Origin of the sequence: Exiguobacterium sp. 9-2, assembly GCF_036287235.1 — a bacterium.
Classification (GTDB): Bacteria; Bacillota; Bacilli; order Exiguobacteriales; family Exiguobacteriaceae; genus Exiguobacterium_A.
Map to the genome: position 1 here is coordinate 1,930,674 of NZ_CP142850.1, position 24,750 is coordinate 1,955,423.

The window sequence follows — 24,750 nt, forward strand, 5'->3', positions numbered from 1 at the left end:
TCCTTACTTCGTCGCGAGTAACTGTGTCAAGGCGGCTGCTTTCTTAGCATCCATCTTGGCAATGATCGCCGCCTGTTGTTCCGCATCGATGTCCTCGATGATTGGTACGACTTCGGTCGGACTGAGTTCATTTAAAATCAGCGCAGCATCCTTTGGTGCCATTTCAGCATATACATCCGTCACGGATGCTGTTTTTTTCTTCGTCGTTTTTGTTTGATCCGTTGTTTGCGCAGGTGTCTGTTTTAACTGATCCCTCTCAGCAATCAAACGTTCAACTTCCTGCTCTTTCGCTTTTAAGGTATCCGATTGTTCCTTACTTTGATTGCGTAATTTTTTGATCTCTTGATTCGCTACTTTCAGACGACGTTCGAGTTCTGCTGATGGATTCGCCTGATTCGTAGTCGTTTTTTCGGTTGCGAACGGTAAGGATAGTAGTGGACGTCCATTCGCATAATTCAATACGAAATAAGCCGTCAACAAGATTAAAATCAAAGGAATGACCAATAAAGGTAAAATCCACCCTTTTGATGTTTTATTTTCACTCATATCATCCGTCCTCTTCCAAACTGTAACAATGCCAGTTCATCTAATTGATTTTGTTCCGTCAATGCTTCGATTCGTTTCGTTTCGACTGTATGATTCTCTTGGAGACGACTAAATTTCTTCTCTTCGATTAACGCTCGTTCGAGTGCTTCTTGTGTACGTTCGTAACGATTTTTCGATTGTGTCACGTACAATTGCTGTCGTTCGATTTCCTGCTTCACGACATCCCGAGCGCGTTCTCGATATTGCGAAGACGTCAGTTCCACGACGCCAATCTCATCTTGTGCCTTCAGAAAGGACTCATATCGAACGAGCAGATGATATAATTTTTCGACTTCAAGCTCATATTGCTTTTTATGAAGGCTCAGTTCTTTAGCGACGCGATCCTTCTCCGCTTCAGCTAAAGGAATGATTCGTTCATAGATCGTCTTCATCATTCGTCCTCCTTACTGAATCGTTGCCATGAGTTGATGACAAGCCGCTTCGAAATCACTGTCTTCATGAATTTGTTGTTTCAAGAAACGAATCAGCTCCGGATATGTATCGACGGCACGGTCAATTTCCGGGTTCGTTCCTGTTTTGTATGCTCCGATATTGATTAAGTCCTCCGAATCGAGATACGTCGATAACAATTGTCGAAATGCGACAGCAGCGGTCTTTTGTTCAGATGTCGTAATTTGATTCATGACACGGCTGATGGACCGTAAGACATGAATCGCTGGGAACTGCCCTTTGTTCGCAAGGTTACGATCCAGAACGAAGTGACCGTCTAAGATCCCTCGTACGGCGTCGGCGATTGGTTCATTCATGTCGTCTCCATCGACGAGGACTGTGTAGAAAGCAGTAATCGAACCGTCTTGTGTTTTCCCGCTCCGTTCAAGTAGCTGAGGAAGCAGAGCGAATACGCTTGGTGTATATCCTTTCGACGCAGGGGGTTCACCTGTTGCAAGACCGATTTCCCGCTGTGCCATCGCAAAACGAGTAACTGAGTCCATCATCAAGACCACATTTTTCCCTTGATCTCGAAAATATTCAGCGATTGCCGTTGCCGTATAGGCACCTTTTAGACGAACAAGTGGAGGTTGATCGCTCGTTGCTACGACTAAAATAGATCGTTTCATCCCCTCTTCACCAAGTTCTGCCTCTACAAATTCCTTGACTTCACGTCCTCGTTCACCAATCAAAGCGATGACATTGATGTCTGCTGTCGATCGTTTCGCGATCATCCCGAGTAATGTCGATTTTCCGACACCTGATCCTGCGAACAAACCCACACGTTGTCCTTGACCGACTGTCAACAGTCCATCAATGGCACGGATGCCAGTCGAGAGAACATCACTGATGCGAGGACGTTCGAGTGGACTAGGTGGTTTACGAACGATCGATGTCGTGCGTAAATTTTCTAATGACTCACCATCTAGTGGTCTTCCTAGACCATCAAGCACCTTACCAATCAGTTCGTTCCCTACTGGAACGTGGAGTGGTTTTCCTGTCGCAAGAACAATCGAGCCTGGAGCAATCGATGTCGTTTCACCGTATGGCATGAGTAGGACATGCCCTTCTCTAAATCCGACGACTTCTGCTTCGATTGTCTGACGTTGTTGGATTTGGATTAAACACCGCTCACCGATTGCCACTGCTGTCGGTCCTCGCGATTCGATCATCAACCCGATCACTTGGACGACCTTACCAGAGTGCTGTACAAGTTCTTCTGAGCGAATTTCTCGAACCGCGGCCTGCATCGCATTGAGATTAAACATGATGTAAAACCTCATTGATTTTGGTTTGCAATGCTTCAAAGCCACTGGTTAAACCGCCAGTGATCGCTCCATTCTCCGAATCAATCCGATAATCGCGTGCCTTTAACGCTGGATCAAATCGCAATTGAATCGTTGCGTTGGCACCTAGAACGCCTTGTAGTCGTTCTTCAAGTAACACGACCCGTTCAAAATCCGCCGGTGACGCATAGATGATGATTTTTTCACGATCGCGGAACTGAATGATCAATTGATGTAACAATTGGTATAACGCTTCTTCCTCTTCATCATGTAACTGTTCTAAAAATTGATGTGTCACTTGGAGTCCGAGGACACATAATTCATGTTCTAGTCGCATCAATCGTTCTTGACTCTGCTCTTCTAGGCGATCAGCAAACGAATTCGTTTTGGCAATCTGCTCTTCAAACGTTGCTTGTCCTTCCGCATGTCCTGTTTCAAATCCAGCTTGATACCCTTGTTGACGTGCTTCTTCTAACGCTTGAAGGCGTTCTTGCTCGAACTGCTGTTGACGCTGTTCGAAATCTAGGAGCATCGCCTGTCGAAGGCGCTCTAACTCAGCGTGTCCTTCTGCCATCTTCTCTTCGTAGAATGTATCTGGAACGATCGTAGGCTCTTCCTGACTGGTCCGAACCTGCACGAGCGTTCGCTCCTGTCGTTCAATTACTGCTTGTCTTTTGATGACGTTAGACAACAATATCATCTCCTCCACCACGAGCAACGACGATCTCACCCATGTCCTCTAAGCGGCGGATGATTCCGACGATTCGACTTTGAGCTTCTTCGACGTCTCGGAGACGCACAGGACCCATGAATTCCATGTCCTCTTTGAACGACTCGACCATCCGTTGTGACATGTTGCGATAGACCATGTCTTTGACATCGTCTGACGATACTTTGAGTGCCAATAGTAAATCCTCGTTTGAGACTTCGCGAATGATTCGCTGTATCGCCCGCGCATCGAGTGTGACGATGTCTTCGAAGACGAACATCCGTTTTTTGATTTCTTCCGCAAGTTCTGGATCCTGAATCTCGAGCGTATCGAGAATCGTTCGTTCCGTTGTGCGGTCGACGCCATTTAATACTTGAACGACAGCCTCGATGCCTCCCGATTGAGCAAAATCTTGCATCCCTGCTTGTGATAGATTCCGTTCAAGAATTTGTTCTACCTCGCTGATGATTTCCGGATTCATCCGGTCCATCGTCGCAATCCGTCTTGCTACATCGGACTGTGCTTCTGCCGGGAGCTCCGAGAGAATCTGACCTGATTTTGCAGGATCGAGATGAGCAAGAACAAGTGCGATCGTTTGTGGATGTTCATTTTGAATGAAGTTCAGAAGCTGTTTCGGATCTGCCTTGCGTGCAAACTCAAACGGACGGACTTGTAACGTCGACGTCAGGCGATAGATGAGTTCCATCGCTTTTTCTTCGCCAAGTGCTTTTTCAAGGACAGATTTAGCAAATCCGATTCCACCTTGCGTGATATAGTTCTGCGCCATCGCTAGTTCATGAAACTCATCAAGGACGACTAACTTCTCTTCTGGATCAATCCGTTTCATGCTAGAGATTTGAAGGGTTAACCATTCCATCTCTTCTTCCGATAAATGTTTATATACACTGGCAGCGACTTCAGGACCTAACGAAATCATGAGAATCGCAGCCTTTTCACGACTGTTCATTTCTAGCTTCTTCATCTCATCAATCCTCCGCTAACCAAGTACGTAATAATTTTGCGAACTCATCCGGATTAGACGCGGCGAGTTTCTCAAGCTGTTTGCGTTTGACTGCACCATCGCTTGTATCTTCTGTTGAGAGTTCAGGAATTTCGGTTTCGATCGGCGTCCATTCCTCAAGTTCTTCGATTTCATTCGCTCTCCGTCGACGCATGAGGAGAATGACTGCTCCAATGACGAGGATTGCTGCACCACCAAGTGCGAACCATACCCACATCGGTGTCGCCGTCGTCGTTTTCGTCGCCGTCGTTGTTTTAGCGAACGGTCGAGACATGACAACGACTTTATTAGCAAGTTCTGCATCCGTCAGCGTCGTTTTCGCATCCGTCTTCGTTAACGACGTCCGGATGATGGAATACATCATCGTTTGTAAATCCGTCTGTAATTGCGGATCGATTTGATTTTGACCTTTTGGCGGCTCGACGATGATTTGAATTCCTAAATCCCGAATTTCATAAGGAGCACCTGTAATCTGTTTCGTGATGCGATTGACTTCATAGTTGATGATGTCGTGCGTCTTCTCACTCGTATCACCGGTCGTTCCAGTACCTGCTGGGAAGTTCGTCGTCTCATTTTGTCCCGTACCTGCTGTTCCGGCATTCGCAGACCCTGTATACGCCTCTGCTACTTTTTCTGCCGATGTGACAATCCCTTCGATTTTATCGGGATCTACTGGTTCAACAAGCTTTTGTTCTTCCTGACGTTTCGTGACATCGACATCTGCCGTAACCGAAACGAGCGCTTTTTGTGGACCGAGAACGACAGACAACATTTGTTGAATCTGTTTACGTAAATCGTTTTCCGTCGTTTTTTTCAGCGCCATCGGATCTGTCCCGCCCGCTGTTTGCGTAGCGTTACCTGGCTCGTAGTACGTAAAGTACTGATCCATGATCGTAATATTTTCTTCTTTTAAGTTCGGGATACTCTTTGCAATCAGATGGTAAAGACCTTGGACTGTTTGATTGTTCAGATTACTACCCGCACTAGAAGTCAAGACGACAGAAACCGTTGAAGATTCTTTTTCATCGGAGAGAAAGACGCTCTTTTCTGGAAGAGTAATCATGACTTTTGCAGACTCAATCCCGTTAACTTGTGTAATCAAGTTTTCAAGTTCTGTCTGCATCGTATCGCGTTCAAGAATATTCATTTCTTTATCTGTCGTACCAAATCCAGCATTCTCACTAAAGAAGGAATAATCAATCTGACCAGACTTCGGAATACCTGCCGTTGCTAATTCGACTTTCAAGTTTTCCACGTTTGCTTCCGGAACGAGAATCGTCACACCGTTTGCTGAGCTGACGACTTCCGACGCGATTCCATCCTCATTTAGCTTTTCTGTTACTTGCCCTGCCTCTTGAGGTGACAATTTCGAATAAAGTGGCGTCATCGTTGGTTTAGATAACCAGATAATGGCGACAATCAACGCTGCTAAAACGACGACGATGCTTCCAAGAATCATCGCTTTTTTAGCAAGTGACCACTCTTTCCATGTCGTATTCATAGCTCCGAATCGAGCTTTTATTCGTTCGTTCATTCAACATCTCCCACGCTTTCCTTAACAGTCACAGTTGCATACGCATCATTTCTTGGTATGCTTCGATGCCTTTGTTTCGGACTTCAAGGGCGAGTTGCATAGAAAGCGATGCCTCTTCTGTTTTAATCATGATGTTATGTAGATCCGTCGTCTTCCCTGTCGCTAGGTCGACACGCGCTTGAGATGAGGCTTGCTGTGTTGCATTCAGTCCGTTCATCGCCTCGCTGAGCACCTCACTGAAATCACTTGGTGTCGTCTTCGCGATTGTCTGAGTGGGTAAGACCATTTGCATGTTTTGAATAGGTTGAATTGCCATCCCGTCATCTCCTCTATTTATTTACCGATCTCCATCGCTTTGACGAGCATCGCTTTTGTTGCATTTAAGGCCGTTACGTTCGCTTCGTAAGAACGTGTCGCTCCCATCATGTCGACCATTTCTTTCAATAGATCGACATTCGGCATCTTGACGTATCCAAGTTCATCCGCATCTGGATGCGTCGGATTATATTCTAATTTGAACGGTTCAGGATCTTTCTTCAATTCGCTGACCGTGACCCCATTAGCAGTTTCTTTTAAAACAGCAAGTTTCCTCGCATAGGGTTGCCATTGACCGTTGACAAGCTCACCACGTGTCGTTTGAGCATTGGCGATGTTTGCTGAGACAGTATCCAGTCGTAAACGCTGGGCAGTAAGCCCAGACGCAGATGTATGAAAGCCATTGAACATACTCATCGATTATTTTCCTCCCCGGATGACAGACTGGATACCCGAGAACTTACGATTTAATTGCTCCACGAGCGCCTCATACTCAATTTGATTGCGTGATAATTCAGACATCTCAAGATCGATATCGACACCGTTTCCATCATTACGCATCGTATTTGGTCGATCGACGATACTACCGGTCGTTCCGATTGTTGCATGACGTTTTAGGCTCATCTTCATCTCTGAATCGAGAACATCTCCAAACGCCACTCGCTTCGCCTTATAACCCGGTGTATCGACATTCGCGATATTTTTAGCAATAACTTCTTGTGCCATGACCGTTCGATTGACGGCTTGCGTCATCAAACTATAGTCAGACCCTAACCAATTCATGTTCTTTCCTCCACTCATGGAACTAGTATTCGAATTTGCGACAAATATTAAGTCATTAGTAACACATCTGAAATAATTGAAACAAATAGGTCAATGTTTGAAAAGAAGTTTTTTGAAAAATAGGGTAATGAGATGCTAATATTCTGTTTTTTATTCCCTTTTCTTATAAAAATGATAAATAATACCTAGTCAAACAAAAGAGACCTAGTACTTTACTAGGTCTCTTATTTATTAATAGCCATTTTCTATTTTTAGTTTGATTTAATTCGCTCTAATTCATATAGGAAGTTATCATTTAAGATTTTAATATACGTTCCCTTCATACCAAGCGAACGTGACTCGATGACTCCTGCACTTTCGAGTTTACGAAGTGCATTGACGATAACAGAACGCGTAATACCAACACGATCGGCAATTTTTGAAGCGACAAGTAGTCCTTCATTACCCTCGAGTTCTTCGAAGATATGTTCGATTGCTTCGAGTTCTGAATAAGATAACGAATTGATCGCCATCTGAACGACTGCTTTCTTACGTGCCTTGTCTTCCGCTTCATGAGCCTTCTCACGAAGGATTTCCATCCCAACGACTGTCGCCCCATACTCTGCAAGCACGAGGTCTTCTTCGTTGAAGTCTTCCACCATACGACCGAGGACAAGCGTACCAAGGCGTTCTCCACCACCGATGATTGGTACGATCGTCGTTTTCGACGTTTCGAACGTATCACGGTTGTCGACTGGGAATGCTGTGTGCTCGCTATCGATGGCAATGTTTGCTGTCGTTTCAGTGACGTTAAATAGTTTTTTCGTGTAATCTTCCGGGAATTGGCGTTCTTCCAAGAAACCACGGACCCGGTCATTTTCGATTTGTTGCTTAATTGCGATACCTAGTAACTTACCGCGTCGACTTACGATGAATGTGTTCGATTCCATGACTTCGCTGAGCCGATCAGCCATAACCTTGAAATCAACATGTGTGCTTGCTTCTTGTTGTAACATCGTATTCAGCTTCCGCGTTTTCGCCAATAAATTCATTTTTTCTTCCTCCACTTTATAAGATGAACTGACTTAAGTCTCGATCATCTGCTACTTTTCCAACACGATCCGTCACGTATTGTGGCGTGATCATTACATCCGTTTCAGGCATGTCTGCTGCTTCGAAGGATAATTCTTCAAGTACGCGCTCCATGATCGTATACAAGCGCCGCGCTCCGATATTATCCGTCTCATCGTTTACCTGTGCAGCAATCCGTGCAATTTCACGAATGGCCTCTTCTGTAAAGGTGACATGAACGTGCTCTGCCCCTAGTAATGCTTTATATTGTTTGAGTAATGCTTGATTCGGTTCAGTTAAAATTTTAACAAAGTCATCTTCCGTCAAACTGTCGAGTTCGACACGGATCGGGAAACGACCTTGGAGTTCAGGAATTAGATCAGACGGTTTCGCCATATGGAATGCACCGGCAGCGATAAACAAGATATGATCCGTCTTGACTGGTCCATATTTCGTGACGATCGTCGATCCCTCAACGATCGGCAAAATATCTCGTTGAACACCTTCTCGTGAAACACCTGCTGAATCATGTCCCTTTGTCGCAATCTTATCAATCTCATCAACGAAAATGATGCCCATTTGTTCTGCACGGCGGACCGCTTCGTCATGAACTTCATTTAAGTCAAGCAATCGTTCCGCTTCTTCTGCGGTCAAAATCGGACGTGCTTCTTTAACCGTGAGCTGGCGCTTCTTCGTTTTCTTCGGCATGACTTGTCCAAGCATATCCTGAAGATTTGCGAGCCCCTCCATGCCTTGTTGTCCGGAGAATAAATCAACTTGACGTTCTTCAACATCGACCTCGATCATTCGATCTTCGAGTTGACCTGTCAGCAATTGCTGACGGAGTAGCGAACGATCAGCTGTTGCTTCCGATGTATCTGGCTCTTGCTGCTTTTGGTTCCCACCGAACAACATCTCAAACGGATTCGTTCCACCCCCGAGACCAGATGACGCTTTTTTGCCAGACAACGCATCAACGATTCGTTCGTTCGCCACTGCCTCCGCCTGATCTTTAAGCGCTTCTTTTTTCTCATCTTTGACAAGACGTAGAGACGCTTCCACAAGATCTCGTACCATCGATTCTACGTCGCGACCGACATATCCTACTTCCGTGAACTTCGTCGCTTCGATTTTGACGAACGGCGCTCGGACGAGTTTCGCGAGACGTCGCGCAATCTCTGTTTTTCCGACACCGGTAGGTCCGATCATCAGGATATTTTTTGGCGTGACTTCATCCCGCATCGATGCATCGAGTAATTGTCGACGGTATCGATTACGTAAAGCGATCGCCACCGCACGTTTAGCATCAGCTTGTCCGATGACATGTTCATTCAACTTCTCGACGATTTGTCTTGGCGTCAATTCATGCATGATCATTGCCTCCGATCGTTTCTAAGATGATTTGATCGTTCGTAAAGACACAGAGTTCTCCAGCCGTCTCAAGCGCCGCACGAGCGATTTCTTCTGCCGTGAGATGACTTGCGTGTCGAGCTAACGCGCGACCTGCAGCAAGCGCATAATTACCACCTGAACCGATCGCAAGAATGCCGTCATCCGGTTCGATGACTTCTCCGTTTCCGGATACAAGTAACAGATGTGTTCCATCCATGACGAGTAAGAGTGCTTCTAGTTGACGCAACATCTTATCGCCTCGCCATTCCTTCGCCAGTTCAACAGCTGCCCGTTGTAAGTTCCCGTTATACATTTCAAGCTTCGCTTCGAATTTTTCAAAGAGTGTAAACGCGTCCGCGACACTTCCAGCAAATCCGGCAATGACTTTGCCACCATAGAGGCGCCGTACTTTTTTCGCACTTTTCTTCATGATGACTTGGTTTCCGAAAGTCACCTGTCCGTCTCCACTCATCGCGGATTGTCCGTTATGTTGAATCGCAAAAATCGTCGTTGCATGAAACATCAATGTTTCCTCCCTTAGGCACGAGGATGTGCTTGTTGATAAACATGTCGTAATCGTTCCGTTGTTACGTGTGTATACTGACCGGTCGTCGAAAGAGATGCATGTCCAAGTAGCTCCTGGACCGCTCGCAAATCGGCTCCTCTTTCTAGCAGATCCGTCGCGAAACTATGACGAAGCGCATGGGGTGTCACATGTTTCCCAACGAGTTGTTCCCCTTTTTTCATGATTTTCCGAATCGCATCCGTCGTCAATCGACGTCCTGAATGAGACAAGAACAATGCTTGCTCATGACCTGCAACTGGATCTCGTGATGGTAAGTACAGTTCTAATGCATCTTTCGCAAAGGTTCCAATTGGCGCAATGCGCTCTTTCCCACCTTTTCCATACACATGGACGTAGGAATGATCAGTTGCGAGATCACGAAGATCCAGTTGAACGACCTCGCTGACTCGCATACCCGTCGCATATAAAAGTTCCACTAACGCGACATTCCGGTTACCAAGCGTATCACTCGATCGAAATGCATCGAGGAAACGTTCATATTCCGTTGGGACAAGGAATGTCGGAAGTCCTTGTTGTCGTTTTGGTGCTTTTAATCCATCAAATGGATTAGGTTCATCGGTGTCACGTGTCAAAAAACGACCAAATTGTTTGAGGCAGGAAACTTTTTGCGCAATCGTTGCTCGCGCCAGCTCCTGATCGTAAAGAGCATACAAATAACGCCGTGCACTTGCCAATTCAATCGATCGTAATTGATGATCGCGGCAAAAAGCGGCGTATTGTCGAAGTGTTTGATCATAAGAGCGACCTGTATTCGGAGATAATTGACGTTCAATATGAACATACCGCATGAAATCTTCTAGCAGTCGCTCAAAAGCAGTGTCTATCCCCATGAATGCGCCCCCTTCTGACCATTTCATTCTCGAATCGCCCTTAGCATAGCACAGACCAAGTAGTCTGACAATAGACCAAAAACCGAAAAATTAACGAAATTATCACGCTTTTATGACAAATTAAGAAATGGGGAGAAAGAGCGCTGAATCACGCCTTTCTCCCCATCAACAATCACATATCCGTGAAATCTTTGATCGCTTCAAGCGCTCGCTCTGCATAGAGCGCATACTTCTCTGGTTTTTTCATCCGAACCGGGTGACCGACAAGTGCCGGAACCAAACCGAAGTTGGCATTCATTGGCTGGAAATTTTTCCCCTCCGTCGTCGTGATGTAATGCGACATTGCACCCATCATCGTCTCTTGCGGGAATGTAACCGGTTCTGCCTCGTTAACAAGACGCGCCGCATTGATTCCGGCAGTCAAGCCGGATGCTGCTGACTCGACGTATCCTTCGACCCCTGTCATTTGACCAGCAAAGAACAAGTCGTCACGCGTACGTGTTTGATACGTCGGTTTCAACAAGTTCGGTGAGTTGACGAACGTGTTCCGATGCATAACACCATAACGGACGATTTCTGCATTTTCAAGACCTGGAATCAAACGAATGATCCGCTTTTGTTCGCCCCATTTTAAATGTGTCTGGAAGCCGACGAGATTAAACAGTGTCCCTGCTGAATTGTCTTGACGCAGTTGAACGACAGCATATGGTCGTTTTCCTGTTTTCGGATCTTCGAGTCCGACTGGCTTCATTGGTCCGAATAAGAGCGTTTTCGGACCACGAGAAGCGAGTACTTCAAAAGGCATGCATCCTTCGAAGTAAATCTCTTTTTCGAATTCCTTCAACGGAACGACTTCCGCATTGATTAGCTCGTCATAGAAGAGTTGGAATTCTTCTTCCGTCATTGGGCAATTCAAGTAGGCAGCTTCTCCTTTATCGTAACGCGATTTTAGGTACACCTTCTCACGATCGATTGTATCCCCGTCGAGAATCGGTGCCGCTGCATCGAAGAAGTACAGGTAATCTTCGCCTGTGAATTGTTTAAGTGATTCCGATAATGCCGCACTCGTCAACGGACCCGTCGCAACGATCGTCGGACCATCTGGAATCGCTTCGATTTCTTCATGGTGGACTGTAACGTTCGGATGGTTTTTCAACGTTTCCGTCACGTATCCTGCAAAGTCATGCCGATCGACAGCAAGTGCTCCACCTGCTGGGACGCTCGCTAAGTCTGCCGCCTTCATGATCAAGGAATCGAGCTGACGCATTTCTTCCTTTAATACACCGACTGCGTTCGTCAGCTGATTTGCCCGAAGTGAGTTCGAACAGACGAGTTCTGCGAATTGGTCTGTATGGTGCGCGGGTGTCTGTTTGACTGGCCGCATTTCATATAAATCTACTTGTACGCCGCGTTTTGCAAGTTGCCATGCTGCTTCAGAACCTGCAAGTCCCGCGCCGATTACCGTTACACGTTTCAACGGTCATTCCTCCTCTTGCTCCTGATCGATGCGTGTTTCATGATGTCCACAAGATGTACATTCTACTTTCACACCGTTCTTGATTTTCTTTTGTACCATCATACTGCTACATACCGGACATGGTTCTTCGACCGGTTTATCCCACGAAACGAACTCACATTCCGGATAGTTCGAACAACCGTAGAACAAACGTCCTTTTTTACTTCGTCGTTCGACGATATCACCGGTTCCACATGTCGGACACTTCACACCAATCTCGACTTGGATCGGTTTCGTGTTACGACACTCTGGGAAATTCGAGCACGCCATGAACTTACCATAACGTCCCATCTTTATGACCATCGGATGACCACAGACTTCACAATCTTCTCCAGCTGGTTCATCTTTGATTTCAATCTTCTCGATCTCTGCTTCCGCTCGTGTCAGACGTTTCGCAAAGGATTTATAGATTGGATCGACGACTTCCGTCCACTGCATGTCGCCTTTTTCGATCGCATCGAGTAAAGCTTCCATGTCTGCCGTGAACTGGACAGTGATGAACTCTTGGAAATAGTCGCTGATCATATCGATGACGAGTTCACCAAGTTCCGTTGGTAAGAATTTCTTCTCTTCAAGCGTCACGTAACCCCGTTTTTGAATCGTATCAAGTGTCGGCGCATACGTCGACGGACGACCAATTCCGAGTTCTTCCATCGCCCGGACAAGACGCGCTTCCGTATAACGTGGTGGTGGTTGAGTAAAGTGTTGCTTCGGTTCGATTGCTGATTGTTTCAACTCTTCCCCTTTATCAAGTGGAGGAAGTAATCCTTCCTTGACGTCGGTGACAGCCTCATCATCGGTATCTTCGATGTAAACCTTCATGAAGCCTGGGAATTTAACAGTTGATCCGTTCGCACGGAACATAACATCGTTCGAGACAAGGTCGATTTTGACGGTATCGAGAATTGCTGGCGCCATCTGACTTGCGACGAATCGTTCCCAGATCAGTTTATATAAACGGAATTGGTCACGCGATAGATACGATTTAACGAGTTGTGGTTCACGCATTGTCGAAGTCGGGCGAACCGCTTCGTGCGCATCCTGTGAGTTCGCTGATTTTTTTTCTTTGCGTTTTTCACTTGCGATGTATTCTTTTCCATACGCCTGCTCGATGAACCCGTGTGCTTCGAGGTTCGCCGATTCAGACGTCCGTGTTGAATCGGTACGCATATACGTGATCAAACCAACCGTACCTTCTTTTCCGATCTCGATTCCTTCGTATAGCTGTTGTGCGATCATCATTGTCTTCTTCGCTCGGAAATTCAGTTTACGTGCTGCTTCCTGTTGCAAAGAACTAGTCGTAAACGGTAACGCTGGATTCCGTTTCCGCTCTTTTTTCGTGACGGAATCAACTGTAAAGTTTTCTGAGAGTTGATTCAAGATTTGATCGACTTCTTCTTGCGAATGAAGTTCACGTTTCTTACCATCGACTCCGTAGAAGTTTGCTTCGAGCTTTTCACCGTTTGCATCGAGTTCGAGTTTGATCGTCCAGTATTCCTCTGGCATGAACGCATTGATTTCTTGTTCCCGGTCGATAATCATCTTAACGGCAACCGATTGTACACGTCCTGCAGATAAACCTTTTTTGATCTTCTTCCATAATAACGGACTCATGCTATAACCAACAAGGCGGTCCAAGATACGACGTGCTTGCTGTGCATCCACAAGATCATAATTGAGCTTGCGTGGTCGCTTGAACGAATCCTTGATGGCATCTTTCGTGATTTCATTGAAAACGACGCGGCACTCTGTTGATTCATCAACGCCTAATGCTTTGGCTAAATGCCATGCGATCGCTTCCCCTTCACGGTCGGGGTCGGCTGCGAGATAGATTTTTTGTGCTTTTTTCGCAGCTGTCTTGAGTTCTTTTAAGACCGGACCTTTACCACGGATCGTGATATATTTCGGTTCATAGTCATGTTCGACGTCGACTCCCATTTGGCTTTTCGGCAAGTCAATGACGTGCCCCATCGACGCTTTCACGGTATAGTTGGATCCGAGATAACGTTTAATGGTTTTTGCCTTAGCGGGTGACTCGACGATTACTAGATATTTTGCCATTGCAATCGCTCCCTATTAGAGGCGTACTCCGTATTTTAATCTCACTTATCATAGTAGTCTCGATTCCCATTTGTCAACGTTCAGCCGAATAGTTTTTGAAACTTCTTCCGGATCAAGGAGTGGAATCGCTCCTTCTGCGATCAATTGATTCGTTCCGGCAAAGAACGTTTCAGTCGGACACCCCGGTAAACAATAGACATCTTTTCCTTGATCAAGCGCGTGACTTGCTGTGTTCATCGTACCACTTCGTTTTGCTGCCTCGACGATGATCAACGACGAGGACAAGCCGGCAATAATCCGATTTCGTTCTAGAAATTGAAATTTTTGAATGGGTGTGCCAGGTGGATATTCGGAGAGAAGAAGACCATTCGAGAAGATACGTTCAAAAAGAGCAGCATGGGAAGTAGGATATAGACGATCAAGTCCGCCGGCCAGAACCGCAATCGTTGTCTGTTGATGTTTTAAGGATAGACGATGGACGAGGGCATCGATGCCATATGCGCCTCCGGAAACGGTGGCGAGATCTGGATGAAAGAAGGGTTGTAGAAAATGCATGCGGGAAAGGTGTTGCGGTGAGGGAGTTCGACTACCGATGATACTGATGCGTGGAAGAGTTAGGCGGGACGGATCACCGCGGTAAAAGAGGGCATAGATAGGTTGAGGAATCGTCAGTAGTACGGTTGGAAACAGTGGATCTCCTTTAACTAGAATCGACTCTTCGATCCGATCAAGTTGCAGTGCTTGTTCATATCGTTTTCGAAGCCGATTTGAAACGGGTAATTCATGACTTGGAACGATTCCGAACCGTTCAATCAATTGAACAATCGGATACGGTACCTGACACATGGCGAAGCGGACATACAGTTCTCGATTCATGAGATCAACGCTCCTTCTTTAAGCTTCTTATTTATATAGAAGAAAGCCGTCCTGATTTGATCAGGACAGCTCTTTTTTTGATTTATTTGACTGTGCTGTTCGTCACGCACTCGTCATAGATCCCTGCTTCTTTGATGACACGGATTAACGTCTCACCAATAACAGCTGGTGTTTCTGCCACTTCAATTCCGTTTGCACGGAGTGTCTTGATTTTTTCAGCAGCTGTTCCTTTACCGCCGGAAATGATCGCACCTGCGTGACCCATCCGTTTACCGGCAGGAGCCGTTTGACCACCAATGAAACCGATGACTGGCTTCGTCATGTTCGCTTTGACCCACTCAGCCGCTTCTTCTTCCGCTGTTCCACCGATTTCACCTAACATGATGACGGCTTTTGTTTCTGGATCTTCATTGAACGCTTTTAGTGTATCGATGAAGTCTGTTCCATTGACTGGGTCGCCCCCGATACCGACAGCTGTCGATTGACCGATGCCTGCCGTCGTCAATTGATGAACGGCTTCATACGTCAACGTTCCAGAACGCGAAACGATTCCGACATGTCCCGGTGTATGGATGTATCCTGGCATGATACCAAGTTTTGCGACACCTGGAGTGATGACGCCTGGACAGTTTGGTCCGATAAGACGAACTGGCTTGCCCTCAAGGTAACGTTTTACTTTAACCATATCAAGAACTGGAATACCTTCCGTGATACAGATGATCAATGCGATGTTCGCATCTGCTGCTTCCATGATCGCATCTGCTGCGAATGCTGGTGGCACGTAGATAATCGATGCGTTCGCACCTGTTTTGTCGACCGCTTGTGCGACCGTATCGAAGACAGGAACACCACCAAGTACTTCCGTACCGCCTTTTCCTGGTGTGACACCACCTACGAGGTTTGTTCCGTAGTCGATCATCTGTTCACCATGGAACATCCCTTGATTACCTGTAATCCCTTGAATAATGACTTTCGTCGATTCGTTCACCCAAATACTCATCTTTAGCTCCCCCTTACTTCACGAGCGCAGCAATTTTTTCTGCGCCGTCTGCCATTGATGTAGCTGCTGTAATCGCTAGACCTGAATCTTTGAGAATTTGTTTTCCTGCATCAACGTTCGTCCCTTCAAGACGAACGACGAGCGGCAATTCGAGACCGACTTCTTTTGTCGCCGCAACGATACCTTCTGCGATGACGTCACATTTCATGATTCCACCGAAAATGTTAACGAAAATCCCTTTAACGTTCTCATCCGACAAGATCAGTTTGAAGGCTTCTGTTACCTTCTCCTTCGTCGCACCACCACCGACATCAAGGAAGTTCGCAGGATCACCACTGAAGTGTTTGATGATATCCATCGTTGCCATGGCAAGACCAGCACCATTGACAAGGCAGCCGATATTTCCATCGAGCGCGATGTAGTTCAAATCACTCTTCGATGCTTCGACTTCGCGTGGATCTTCTTCTGTTTCATCACGTAACGCCACGATGTCCGCATGACGATATAATGCGTTCGAGTCGAAGTTCAACTTCGCGTCCAGCGCGAGAACTTCGCCATCCTTCGTCGTAACGAGTGGGTTAATTTCTGCGATTGAACAATCCTTGTCGACGAAGAAATTATAAAGTTTCGTGACCATACCGACGAACTTGTTGACGAGCTTCACAGGAACACCCATTGCGAACGCAAGTTTACGCGCTTGGAATCCTTGAAGACCAACAGCAGGATCGACGACTTCTTTAATGATTTTTTCCGGTGTCGCTTCCGCCACCTCTTCGATGTCCATACCACCTTCGCTTGATCCCATGATGACGACACGTCCTGTCACACGATCAAGTACGATTCCAAGATAGTATTCTTTATCAATCGCACAGCCTTCTTCGACGAGAAGACGTTGAACGACTTTTCCTTCGGGACCTGTTTGGTGCGTGACGAGCGTTTTGCCGAGTAACTCCGTCGCATATTCCTTCACTTCTTCTTGCGATTTCGCAAGCTTGACGCCACCTGCTTTACCGCGTCCCCCCGCGTGAATTTGAGCTTTGACGACTTTAATCGGGCCTGACAATTGTTCTGATGCATCGACCGCCTCTTCGACGGTGAAGGCTGCGATTCCGTTTGGTACGGGTACCCCGTACGAACGAAGTAATTCTTTTGCCTGATACTCATGTACATTCATGAAAAAATCCCCCTTAACCCCTTTAGTTTCGGCTCTTTCATTGTAGTTAAAATTGGAAGCGCTGTCTATCGTTATCGACCGAAAGCTTTATTTTTTCAGAATTCCATCTTGATCAAGACGATATAAAAAGGCGAATAATTCGGCAATGACACCATATAGTTCTTCTGGGATCTGTTCTGATACTTGAACAGCATCCAGTAACGTCATCAGCGTTTCGTCCTGCCGGATCGGAATATCGTGCTTTAATGCCTCTTCTAAAATCCGTTCCGCGATATGTTCTGATCCCTTAGCGACGACTTTCGGCGCATGCATTTGTTCTTCGTATGATAGAGCAATCGCTTTTTTCATATATGGAGATCCACCCTTCCATTACGCGTCGAGATATCATGTGGTATGCGTTCTTTCGTCTGCTCGACCCAATCGAATCGCGTCAACGCATAGCCCTGTTCCTCGAGTCGTGCTTGAATCTGAGGCGTATAGGCTTGCATGAACGTATCGACGTGCGCATTTGGATGAAAGACGGAGATCGAAACGTTCCGGTCTACGATCAAGACATCAATTGCGACCTCACCAAGCGTCGGTAATTGTAAGTATAAGACGATACGGGCATGATTTGGATCAAACGTTCGTTCGAACGGTGCTTCCATCATGAGATCAACATCTTCGAAAGGTCCGAATTGAGGTAATTGAAATAAATATACTCCTTTTCCTACTTCATTTGTTGCTTGAACGAGTTGTTGCGCCAAAATCTGATCACTCGTCTTTCGATCAAGCGATCGACCTGCCTCGTCGCCCTTCGCCAATTGAACGAGTTCAGTAAGAGCGTGCTTTAACTGCTTCGCTTCTCCTTCCGTCACGGGTTGACCGATTTGCCTTAGTAGTTCCCGTGTTTCCGCAGTCGGTACCGTCTGGCGCTGTAAAAAGGAATCGAGTAACTGGGGTAATGCTGATTTTTGCGGGACAGACTCAGTCGAGATGATTTTTAAGACCGGTTGTCCTTCTGCTGAAACGACTTGAAAGCGATACATGCTCCCTTCTTTTAGTTCAGCCGTCGTCCCTGCCGTCAAGACGCGTTGACCGACCTGTAGTTCCATTAATCCGTCCGGCAACAGTTTTAAGACTTTGCCGACGATGTTTGCGCCTTCCCGTAACGGTAAGTTCGCATGATCGATGATTTTAAATGGTAGTAAGGCACGATGTTCGATGTGCATGCTCGATCCCTCCTAGAGACGTTCTTTGACAGGACGGAATGTTTTTCGGTGAATCGGTGTGACGCCCAGTGTATCAAGTGCTTGTAAATGCGTCGCAGTCCCGTAACCTGCGTGTGTTTCAAATCCGTATCCCGGATACTCGATCGCGTATTGTTCCATCATCACATCTCGTGTCTCTTTTGCGACGACGCTTGCTGCAGCGATGGAGACACTTCTCGCATCTCCTTTGATGAGAGAGAGTTGTGGTGTGTCGTCGTCGAGTGTCATCGCATCAACCAGCAAGGCCTCAGGTTTGAGTTGACGAACCGCGACTTGCATTGCCCGTTTCGATGCTTGATAGATGTTGATCTCGTCAATTTCAGCTGGTTCGATGATGCCGACCGCAATCTCTGCAACGTCTTGTAGGTGTTTAAATGCCGCTTGTCGTTGTATTTTACTCATTTGTTTTGAATCCGTTAGTCCTGGATGATAGAACCCTTCTGGTAAGATGACAGCTGCCGCGACGACTGGACCAGCAAGCGGTCCCCGTCCCACTTCATCCACTCCGGCAATCCGTCTATATCCTTGCTGATGATACTGTTCTTCAAACGTGAACCGCTCCTTGAAATCGATCCGTTGTTGCTCTTCGAGGGCAAATCGTCGTTCTGTCTGACGAAACAGTGTATGCACCCCTTTTCGCGCGTCCGATGCGAGTTCCTGCTTCAATTGTGAAAACTCCTCGATCGTGATGTTGTGTAGACGTTCCTTTAATTCCGTAATCTTCATCTGTTTCGCTCCTTTGAAAAAAACTTGGACATCGAAGGATGTCCAAGTCCGTTATGCATGCGTTTCCCATTCTTCCACTGTTTCGAGCGTCACACGCCCTAGCTTTTCCGTCCGTAGTTCATGCAGAAGCATTTCACTCGTCCGTTCGAAATCGACGTAGCCACCTGAAACGAATCCGCGCTTTTTACCGATGGCTTCGAGTACATCAACCGCTTCTCCTGATACTTCGTCGAGACGATAACGCTCACGTAACTGCTCCGGATAACGCGTCTTTAGCTCACGAAGGGCAAACAGCGCAATATCATCGATGTTTAAGATATCATCCTTGATTGCTCCTGTCGCTGCCAACCGATACCCGACGACTTGATCGTCGAACTTCGGCCAGAGGATACCTGGTGTATCGAGTAATTCCATCTCGCCTGTCTTCATCTTGATCCATTGCTGGCGTTTCGTCACACCTGGGCGGTCACCCGTGATCGCAATGTTCCGACCGGCGAGTCGATTGATGAGTGTCGACTTCCCGACGTTTGGAATGCCGATGATCAAGGCACGAATCGCACTCGGATTCCGACCTTTCTCCCGCATTCGTGCATGTTTTTCTTTCATTAGTCGTAAAGCACCTTCATGAATTTGATTCAATCCTTTATTGTGCTTCGCGTCGACCGCGACGACATCAACACCATCTGCCCGTAATGCGTGCATCCACTGTTCTGTCACTCGTTTGTCCGCCATATCCGCTTTGTTGAGGACGATCAATCGTGGCTTACCTGCCGTGATTTGTTCGACCATCGGGTTACGGCTCGACATTGGAAGACGTGCATCGACAAGTTCGATCACGACATCGATCAACTTTAATTTTTCTGTAACTTCCCGCCGTGCTTTGGCCATGTGACCGGGGAACCATTGAATCGTCATATCCTTCACCTCGTTCATATATTCCTGGACTTCTTGCTGATCATACGATACTTGAAAAAACATCCACTCTCTAGTATACGCAACTTAAGACAAGAAAAGAAGATGAGGTACTTACTTTTCACGGTAAGCGTCTCATCTTCTTTCGTTTTAATCGACAGAGCGTACATCATTGAATGGATAGAATACGAAGTTCGTCGTTCCGACGATTTGATCCTCATCCACAAAACCGATATCACGACTATCTTTTGAATTTTGACGATTATCTCCCATGACGAATACCTTCCCTTTTGGAACAGTCGTTTTTCCTGTCCGTTCCTCAAGTGTAAAGTCCTCCGTCAATGGAACACCATTCATCTGAGCTTTGTACTCTTTTAAATACGGTTCAGCTACTTTCTTATCGTTGACGTACAACGTATCGTCTTTATAATACATCGTATCTCCCGGAACAGCGATCACTCGTTTGATATAGTCGCGTGTTTCCGTTGCATGAAAGACGACGATATCGCCTCTTTCTGGTTCATTAAAATAATACGGAATCTTATTGACGATCATCCGATCCGCATTGTGTAAGGTCGGCATCATCGATTCCCCATCGACGATGACGGGTACGAACAGGAACGTTCGAATGATGAACGCGATGACAAGCGCTACGACGAGCGCTTTTACCCAACTGAATAACTCCTTCACGAATTCCACTCCCTTGATTAACGCAATTTCTTCCTATGGACTAGTATACGCATAAACAACAAAAAAAAGAAGCTTGTCCGGAGACAAGCCACTTTTTCACATGATTAACGACGAATTTCTTTAATACGCGCCGCTTTACCACGAAGGTTACGGAGGTAGTAAAGTTTCGCACGACGGACTTTACCGTAGCGAACAACTTCGATTTGTGCAACACGTGGTGAGTGGAGCGGGAAAGCACGCTCAACGCCAACTCCGTAAGAAATTTTACGGACTGTGAATGTTTCACTGATGCCGCCACCGTGACGTTTGATGACTACGCCTTCGAAGAGCTGAATACGCTCACGCGTACCCTCGACGACTTTAACGTGTACACGGACTGTATCCCCAGGACGGAACGCAGGGACGTCTGACTTGATTTGTTCTTGTGTAAGTTCACGGAACAATTGTTGTGTGTTCATGAATGATTTCTCCTTTTTTCACCAATGTTCTTATCTTCATTTGCTTTCAGCATCCGACAGCGGAACATCGTTAATGGGTGGCTTTTGCCACATGTTTTAACTTATCATAGATTCAATCGTTTGACAATCCTGAAATCGATTCTAAATAAAGACGATCATCCTCGGTTAATGGAGCATCAGCCAACAGATCCGGACGACGCTCAAATGTCCGCTTCAGCGACTGTTCCCGCCGCCATTTTGCAATCCGGGCATGGTTGCCTGATAACAAGACGTCGGGTACCTGGTATCCGGCATATTCAGCAGGACGTGTATAGTGTGGATATTCAAGAAGTCCCGTCGAAAAGGAATCATCTTCATGACTCTCAGACGCACCGAGGACATCCGGTAAGAGACGGACGACAGCGTCAATCATTGTCATCGCAGCCAGTTCCCCTCCCGTCAAGACGAAGTCCCCAAGCGAGACCTCATCCGTTACAAGGTGATCATGAATCCGCTGATCAAATCCTTCGTAATGACCACATAGGAAGACCAGTTCTTCTTCTTGTGCCCACTCTTCTGCCATCCGTTGCGAAAAACGTTTACCGGTCGGTGTCATGACGATGATTCGTCGTTTTCCTTCCGGCAGACTCGCCATCGCGTCGAAGACGGGTTGAGGGGTCAACAGCATGCCTGCTCCCCCACCATACGGGTAATCATCGACTTTACCATGACGATTCGTCGAGAAGTCTCGAAAATTGATTGTTTCAAGACTGACACGTTCATCATCTTGCGCTCGTTTGACGATTGAATGATCGAGCGCTGAAAACATTTCCGGAAACAGCGTCAACACTCGGATGTTCATTCTTCAATCAATCCTGGAAGCGGTGTGATTTGGATACGTTTTTGCTCGACATCGACGGAAGCAACGACTTGCTCGATATACGGGATTAGGACATCCTTTTTCCCATCGCGTTTGATCGTCCAGACGTCATTTGCGCCTGTTTCAAGAATGTCGGATACGACTCCGATTTTCGTCTCACCGTCATAAACCGTACAACCGATGATCTCATGATAGTAAAATTCATGCTCGTCTAAGTCTTGTAAATCTTCTGCGTGGACATAGAGTTTCAATCCTTTATACTTCTCGACGTCATTGATATGGTGCATCCCTTTGAACGTCACCATGATGAATTGTTTGTGTTTTCGGTAACCACTGATTGTCACTGGTGTGTACGTTCCGTCAGATCCAAGAAAAACTTCCTTCCCGACTTTAAAGCGTTCCTCCGGAAAATCCGTGCTCGCGAGTAACTTTAATTCACCTTTTAGACCATGTGTATTGGCGATTTTCGCAATTTCCAACCATTCCATTCATTTCACTTCCTTTCTTGAATTAAAAAAAGGAGGTAAGCTTTTGCTCACCTCCTAACGTCTTACTTCGCGAGTTTCGCGTTGTGGAATTTCTCCATGATACCAGCTTGTGAGAAGAGGTTACGAACTGTGTCCGAAGGTTTAGCACCTTCAGAGAGCCATTTAAGAGCTAGCTCTTCGTTGATTTTAACTTCTGCTTCTGGTTTAGCAACTGGATTGTAGTATCCGATTTGCTCGATGAAACGACCATCACGTGGTGCACGTGAGTCTGCTACTACCACGCGGTAGAAAGGTGATTTTTTTGCGCCCATGCGCTTAAGACGAATTTTAACTGCCATTCGTAAGTCCCTCCAAATAATAAATGATTTTTTCGTTTAGTCAAATTGACAACTTCATTAGTATACAACGTTACAGCAAAAGAGAAAAGACTTTTAAAAGAATGGAAGGCCAAAGCCTTTCTTTTTCCCTTTGCCCATCTGTCCGGAAAATTGTTTCATCATTTTCCGCATGTCTTCGAACTGTTTAATGAGACGGTTGACTTCTTGGATACTGCGTCCGCTACCACGGGCAATCCGCTTCCGACGACTCGCATTCAAGATTTCAGGTTCAGTCCGCTCTCGTTTCGTCATCGATTGGATAATCGCTTCGACATACACGAGTTGCTTCTCATCGATTTGGGCGTTTTTCAACCCCTTCATCTTCCCTTTACCTGCCCCAGGGATCATTCCCAACAGTTCGTCGAGTGGACCCATCTGTTTCACTTGCTGCAACTGCTCGATGAAATCATCGAATGTAAACGATGCATCGCGCATTTTGCTTTCTAACTCTTTGGCACGCGTAGCGTCCATTTGTGACTCTGCTTTTTCAATCAGTGTCAGCATGTCTCCCATGCCTAGAATCCGAGACGCCATCCGCTCGGGATAGAATGGTTCGATGGCATCGAGCTTCTCTCCAAGACCGACGAACTTAATCGGTGCTCCGGTGACTGCCTTGATGGAGAGTGCTGCACCACCTCGCGTATCTCCGTCGAGCTTCGTCAGAACAACCCCCGTCACGCCAAGCTTCTCGTTGAAGCTTTCTGCGACGTTGACGGCGTCCTGACCCGTCATCGAATCGACGACAAGGAAGATTTCATGCGGTTTGGCGATCTCTTTAACATCAACGAGTTCCTGCATTAGTTCCTCATCGACGTGCAGACGACCTGCCGTATCGATCAACACGATATCGTGATGATGCTCTTTTGCATAATCGAGTGCACCGGTAACGATTTCTTGCGGACTGACCTGATCTCCCATTGAGAAGACCGGCAACTCCAATTGTTTCCCGAGTGTCTCTAATTGTTTGATTGCTGCCGGACGATAAATATCCGCCGCAACAAGCAAAGGACTACGATTATGTTTTTTACGTAAATGATTGGCAAGCTTACCCGTTGTCGTTGTTTTACCTGCCCCTTGCAGACCTGTCATCATGATGACGGTCGGAGGACGGTTCGCAAGCGTCAATGGTGACACTTCCGCACCCATCAGATTCGTCAATTCATCATGGACGATCTTGACGACTTGTTGCCCTGGCGTCAAAGATGTCATGACGTCCTGTCCGACGGCACGTTCCTTTACATCATTTACGAATTGTTTGACGACCTTGAAGTTGACGTCGGCTTCAAGTAGCGCTAAGCGAACTTCGCGCATCATCTCTTTGACGTCTGCTTCAGAAATCTTACCTTTACCTCGCATTTTAGCGAGACTGGCTTGAAGCCGTTCCGATAATCCTTCGAATGCCATTAAGAATGCCTCCTACTCTAATTGCTCCAATGTCTCAATGATCACTAGGGCTTCACCCGGAAGGTCGCATTGCTTCAGCTGATCGAGTAACTGCTTTCGCCGTTCGTGTTTCTTGAACAGGGATAGTCGTTCTTCATACTGCTCGAGCATGGCTTCCGTGCGTTTTATGTTGTCGTAGACTGCTTGTCGGCTGACTTCAAACTCATCGGCGATCTCACCTAAGGAAAAGTCATCTAAGTAATAGAGTGACATGTAATTCCGTTGTTTTGGCGTCAAAAGCTCCTGATAAAAGTCAATCAGATAGTTCATCCGGTTCGTTTTATCAAGTGTCATCCGAGCACCTCCGCAATGTTAAGTGAAATTCCTTTACAGATAGTATAGTACAGCCCTCACAGTGTGTTGTCAAGTTTTTTTCTTT

At 46.5% G+C, this 24,750-nt stretch carries 29 protein-coding genes; all 29 read right to left on the reverse strand.

Features of this window, described 5'->3' with window-relative positions; genetic code table 11:
- Nucleotides 1–3: 3 nt before the first annotated feature.
- Nucleotides 4–546 carry a magnesium transporter MgtE N-terminal domain-containing protein gene (locus tag VJ374_RS10270; protein ID WP_056062230.1) on the reverse strand — a complete coding sequence of 181 codons (543 nt, stop codon included), beginning with the start codon at nt 544–546 and terminating at the stop codon, nt 4–6.
- Nucleotides 543–977 (reverse strand): flagellar export protein FliJ, encoded by a 435-nt coding sequence (locus VJ374_RS10275; RefSeq protein WP_035406985.1) that lies wholly within the window; start codon nt 975–977, stop codon nt 543–545. Before VJ374_RS10275 ends, VJ374_RS10270 begins: the two co-directional genes overlap by 4 nt.
- A 12-nt stretch (nt 978–989) precedes the next feature.
- On the reverse strand, nt 990–2,285 hold the full coding sequence (gene fliI, locus VJ374_RS10280) for a flagellar protein export ATPase FliI (RefSeq protein ID WP_290753250.1): 1,296 nt from the start codon (nt 2,283–2,285) through the stop codon (nt 990–992).
- Nucleotides 2,286–2,295: 10 nt separating this feature from the next.
- Complete coding sequence (locus tag VJ374_RS10285) at nt 2,296–3,021, reverse strand: FliH/SctL family protein (protein WP_035406981.1); 726 nt, start codon at nt 3,019–3,021, stop codon at nt 2,296–2,298.
- Complete coding sequence (gene fliG / locus VJ374_RS10290; RefSeq protein WP_035406978.1) at nt 3,005–4,012, reverse strand: flagellar motor switch protein FliG; 1,008 nt, start codon at nt 4,010–4,012, stop codon at nt 3,005–3,007. The genes VJ374_RS10285 and fliG overlap by 17 nt, the downstream gene beginning before the upstream one ends.
- A gap of 4 nt (nt 4,013–4,016) precedes the next feature.
- Nucleotides 4,017–5,585, reverse strand: a complete 1,569-nt coding sequence (gene fliF / locus VJ374_RS10295) for a flagellar basal-body MS-ring/collar protein FliF (protein WP_035406976.1) — start codon at nt 5,583–5,585, stop codon at nt 4,017–4,019.
- A 28-nt stretch (nt 5,586–5,613) separates the two neighbouring features.
- Nucleotides 5,614–5,901 (reverse strand): flagellar hook-basal body complex protein FliE, encoded by a 288-nt coding sequence (gene fliE / locus VJ374_RS10300; protein WP_035406973.1) that lies wholly within the window; start codon nt 5,899–5,901, stop codon nt 5,614–5,616.
- Nucleotides 5,902–5,918: 17 nt separating this feature from the next.
- On the reverse strand, nt 5,919–6,317 hold the full coding sequence (gene flgC, locus VJ374_RS10305) for a flagellar basal body rod protein FlgC (protein WP_035406970.1): 399 nt from the start codon (nt 6,315–6,317) through the stop codon (nt 5,919–5,921).
- 3 nt (nt 6,318–6,320) lie between these two features.
- Nucleotides 6,321–6,683 carry a flagellar basal body rod protein FlgB gene (gene flgB / locus VJ374_RS10310; RefSeq protein ID WP_035406967.1) on the reverse strand — a complete coding sequence of 121 codons (363 nt, stop codon included), beginning with the start codon at nt 6,681–6,683 and terminating at the stop codon, nt 6,321–6,323.
- A 251-nt stretch (nt 6,684–6,934) separates the two neighbouring features.
- Nucleotides 6,935–7,714 carry a GTP-sensing pleiotropic transcriptional regulator CodY gene (codY, locus tag VJ374_RS10315; RefSeq protein WP_023468725.1) on the reverse strand — a complete coding sequence of 260 codons (780 nt, stop codon included), beginning with the start codon at nt 7,712–7,714 and terminating at the stop codon, nt 6,935–6,937.
- A 16-nt stretch (nt 7,715–7,730) separates the two neighbouring features.
- On the reverse strand, nt 7,731–9,104 hold the full coding sequence (gene hslU, locus VJ374_RS10320; RefSeq protein ID WP_329468775.1) for an ATP-dependent protease ATPase subunit HslU: 1,374 nt from the start codon (nt 9,102–9,104) through the stop codon (nt 7,731–7,733).
- The gene (hslV, locus tag VJ374_RS10325) at nt 9,097–9,648 is read right to left on the reverse strand and encodes an ATP-dependent protease subunit HslV (protein ID WP_023468727.1); all 552 of its coding nucleotides are present in this window, start codon (nt 9,646–9,648) and stop codon (nt 9,097–9,099) included. Before hslV ends, hslU begins: the two co-directional genes overlap by 8 nt.
- A 14-nt stretch (nt 9,649–9,662) precedes the next feature.
- Nucleotides 9,663–10,568, reverse strand: coding sequence for a tyrosine recombinase XerC (locus tag VJ374_RS10330; protein ID WP_231496840.1), 906 nt, complete (start codon nt 10,566–10,568; stop codon nt 9,663–9,665).
- 145 nt (nt 10,569–10,713) lie between these two features.
- Nucleotides 10,714–12,018 (reverse strand): FADH(2)-oxidizing methylenetetrahydrofolate--tRNA-(uracil(54)-C(5))-methyltransferase TrmFO, encoded by a 1,305-nt coding sequence (trmFO, locus tag VJ374_RS10335; protein ID WP_023468729.1) that lies wholly within the window; start codon nt 12,016–12,018, stop codon nt 10,714–10,716.
- A 3-nt stretch (nt 12,019–12,021) separates the two neighbouring features.
- Nucleotides 12,022–14,118 (reverse strand): type I DNA topoisomerase, encoded by a 2,097-nt coding sequence (gene topA / locus VJ374_RS10340; protein WP_329468776.1) that lies wholly within the window; start codon nt 14,116–14,118, stop codon nt 12,022–12,024.
- Between the two features lie 48 nt (nt 14,119–14,166).
- Nucleotides 14,167–14,994 (reverse strand): DNA-processing protein DprA, encoded by an 828-nt coding sequence (gene dprA, locus VJ374_RS10345; protein ID WP_035406959.1) that lies wholly within the window; start codon nt 14,992–14,994, stop codon nt 14,167–14,169.
- A gap of 82 nt (nt 14,995–15,076) precedes the next feature.
- Entirely contained in the window at nt 15,077–15,994 is a 918-nt protein-coding gene (gene sucD / locus VJ374_RS10350) for a succinate--CoA ligase subunit alpha (RefSeq protein WP_035406957.1), read from the reverse strand.
- A gap of 13 nt (nt 15,995–16,007) precedes the next feature.
- Nucleotides 16,008–17,168: an ADP-forming succinate--CoA ligase subunit beta gene (gene sucC / locus VJ374_RS10355; RefSeq protein ID WP_023468732.1), complete on the reverse strand. Its 1,161-nt coding sequence runs from the start codon at nt 17,166–17,168 to the stop codon at nt 16,008–16,010.
- Nucleotides 17,169–17,255: 87 nt separating this feature from the next.
- Nucleotides 17,256–17,516, reverse strand: a complete 261-nt coding sequence (locus VJ374_RS10360; protein WP_035406955.1) for an EscU/YscU/HrcU family type III secretion system export apparatus switch protein — start codon at nt 17,514–17,516, stop codon at nt 17,256–17,258.
- Entirely contained in the window at nt 17,513–18,379 is an 867-nt protein-coding gene (locus VJ374_RS10365; RefSeq protein WP_308101752.1) for a flagellar hook-length control protein FliK, read from the reverse strand. Before VJ374_RS10365 ends, VJ374_RS10360 begins: the two co-directional genes overlap by 4 nt.
- A 12-nt stretch (nt 18,380–18,391) precedes the next feature.
- Nucleotides 18,392–19,144 carry a ribonuclease HII gene (locus VJ374_RS10370; protein ID WP_308101753.1) on the reverse strand — a complete coding sequence of 251 codons (753 nt, stop codon included), beginning with the start codon at nt 19,142–19,144 and terminating at the stop codon, nt 18,392–18,394.
- A gap of 51 nt (nt 19,145–19,195) precedes the next feature.
- On the reverse strand, nt 19,196–20,059 hold the full coding sequence (gene ylqF, locus VJ374_RS10375) for a ribosome biogenesis GTPase YlqF (protein ID WP_035409511.1): 864 nt from the start codon (nt 20,057–20,059) through the stop codon (nt 19,196–19,198).
- 147 nt (nt 20,060–20,206) lie between these two features.
- Nucleotides 20,207–20,746 (reverse strand): signal peptidase I, encoded by a 540-nt coding sequence (gene lepB / locus VJ374_RS10380; RefSeq protein ID WP_035406947.1) that lies wholly within the window; start codon nt 20,744–20,746, stop codon nt 20,207–20,209.
- Between the two features lie 104 nt (nt 20,747–20,850).
- On the reverse strand, nt 20,851–21,204 hold the full coding sequence (gene rplS / locus VJ374_RS10385; protein ID WP_023468738.1) for a 50S ribosomal protein L19: 354 nt from the start codon (nt 21,202–21,204) through the stop codon (nt 20,851–20,853).
- Nucleotides 21,205–21,316: 112 nt separating this feature from the next.
- Entirely contained in the window at nt 21,317–22,045 is a 729-nt protein-coding gene (trmD, locus tag VJ374_RS10390; protein WP_035406944.1) for a tRNA (guanosine(37)-N1)-methyltransferase TrmD, read from the reverse strand.
- Nucleotides 22,042–22,551, reverse strand: coding sequence for a ribosome maturation factor RimM (gene rimM, locus VJ374_RS10395; RefSeq protein ID WP_056062252.1), 510 nt, complete (start codon nt 22,549–22,551; stop codon nt 22,042–22,044). The genes trmD and rimM overlap by 4 nt, the downstream gene beginning before the upstream one ends.
- 62 nt (nt 22,552–22,613) lie before the next feature.
- Nucleotides 22,614–22,889, reverse strand: coding sequence for a 30S ribosomal protein S16 (gene rpsP, locus VJ374_RS10400; RefSeq protein WP_023468741.1), 276 nt, complete (start codon nt 22,887–22,889; stop codon nt 22,614–22,616).
- Nucleotides 22,890–22,982: 93 nt separating this feature from the next.
- Nucleotides 22,983–24,332, reverse strand: coding sequence for a signal recognition particle protein (gene ffh, locus VJ374_RS10405; RefSeq protein WP_023468742.1), 1,350 nt, complete (start codon nt 24,330–24,332; stop codon nt 22,983–22,985).
- 12 nt (nt 24,333–24,344) lie between these two features.
- Nucleotides 24,345–24,665, reverse strand: coding sequence for a putative DNA-binding protein (locus VJ374_RS10410; RefSeq protein ID WP_023468743.1), 321 nt, complete (start codon nt 24,663–24,665; stop codon nt 24,345–24,347).
- Nucleotides 24,666–24,750: the final 85 nt, after the last annotated feature.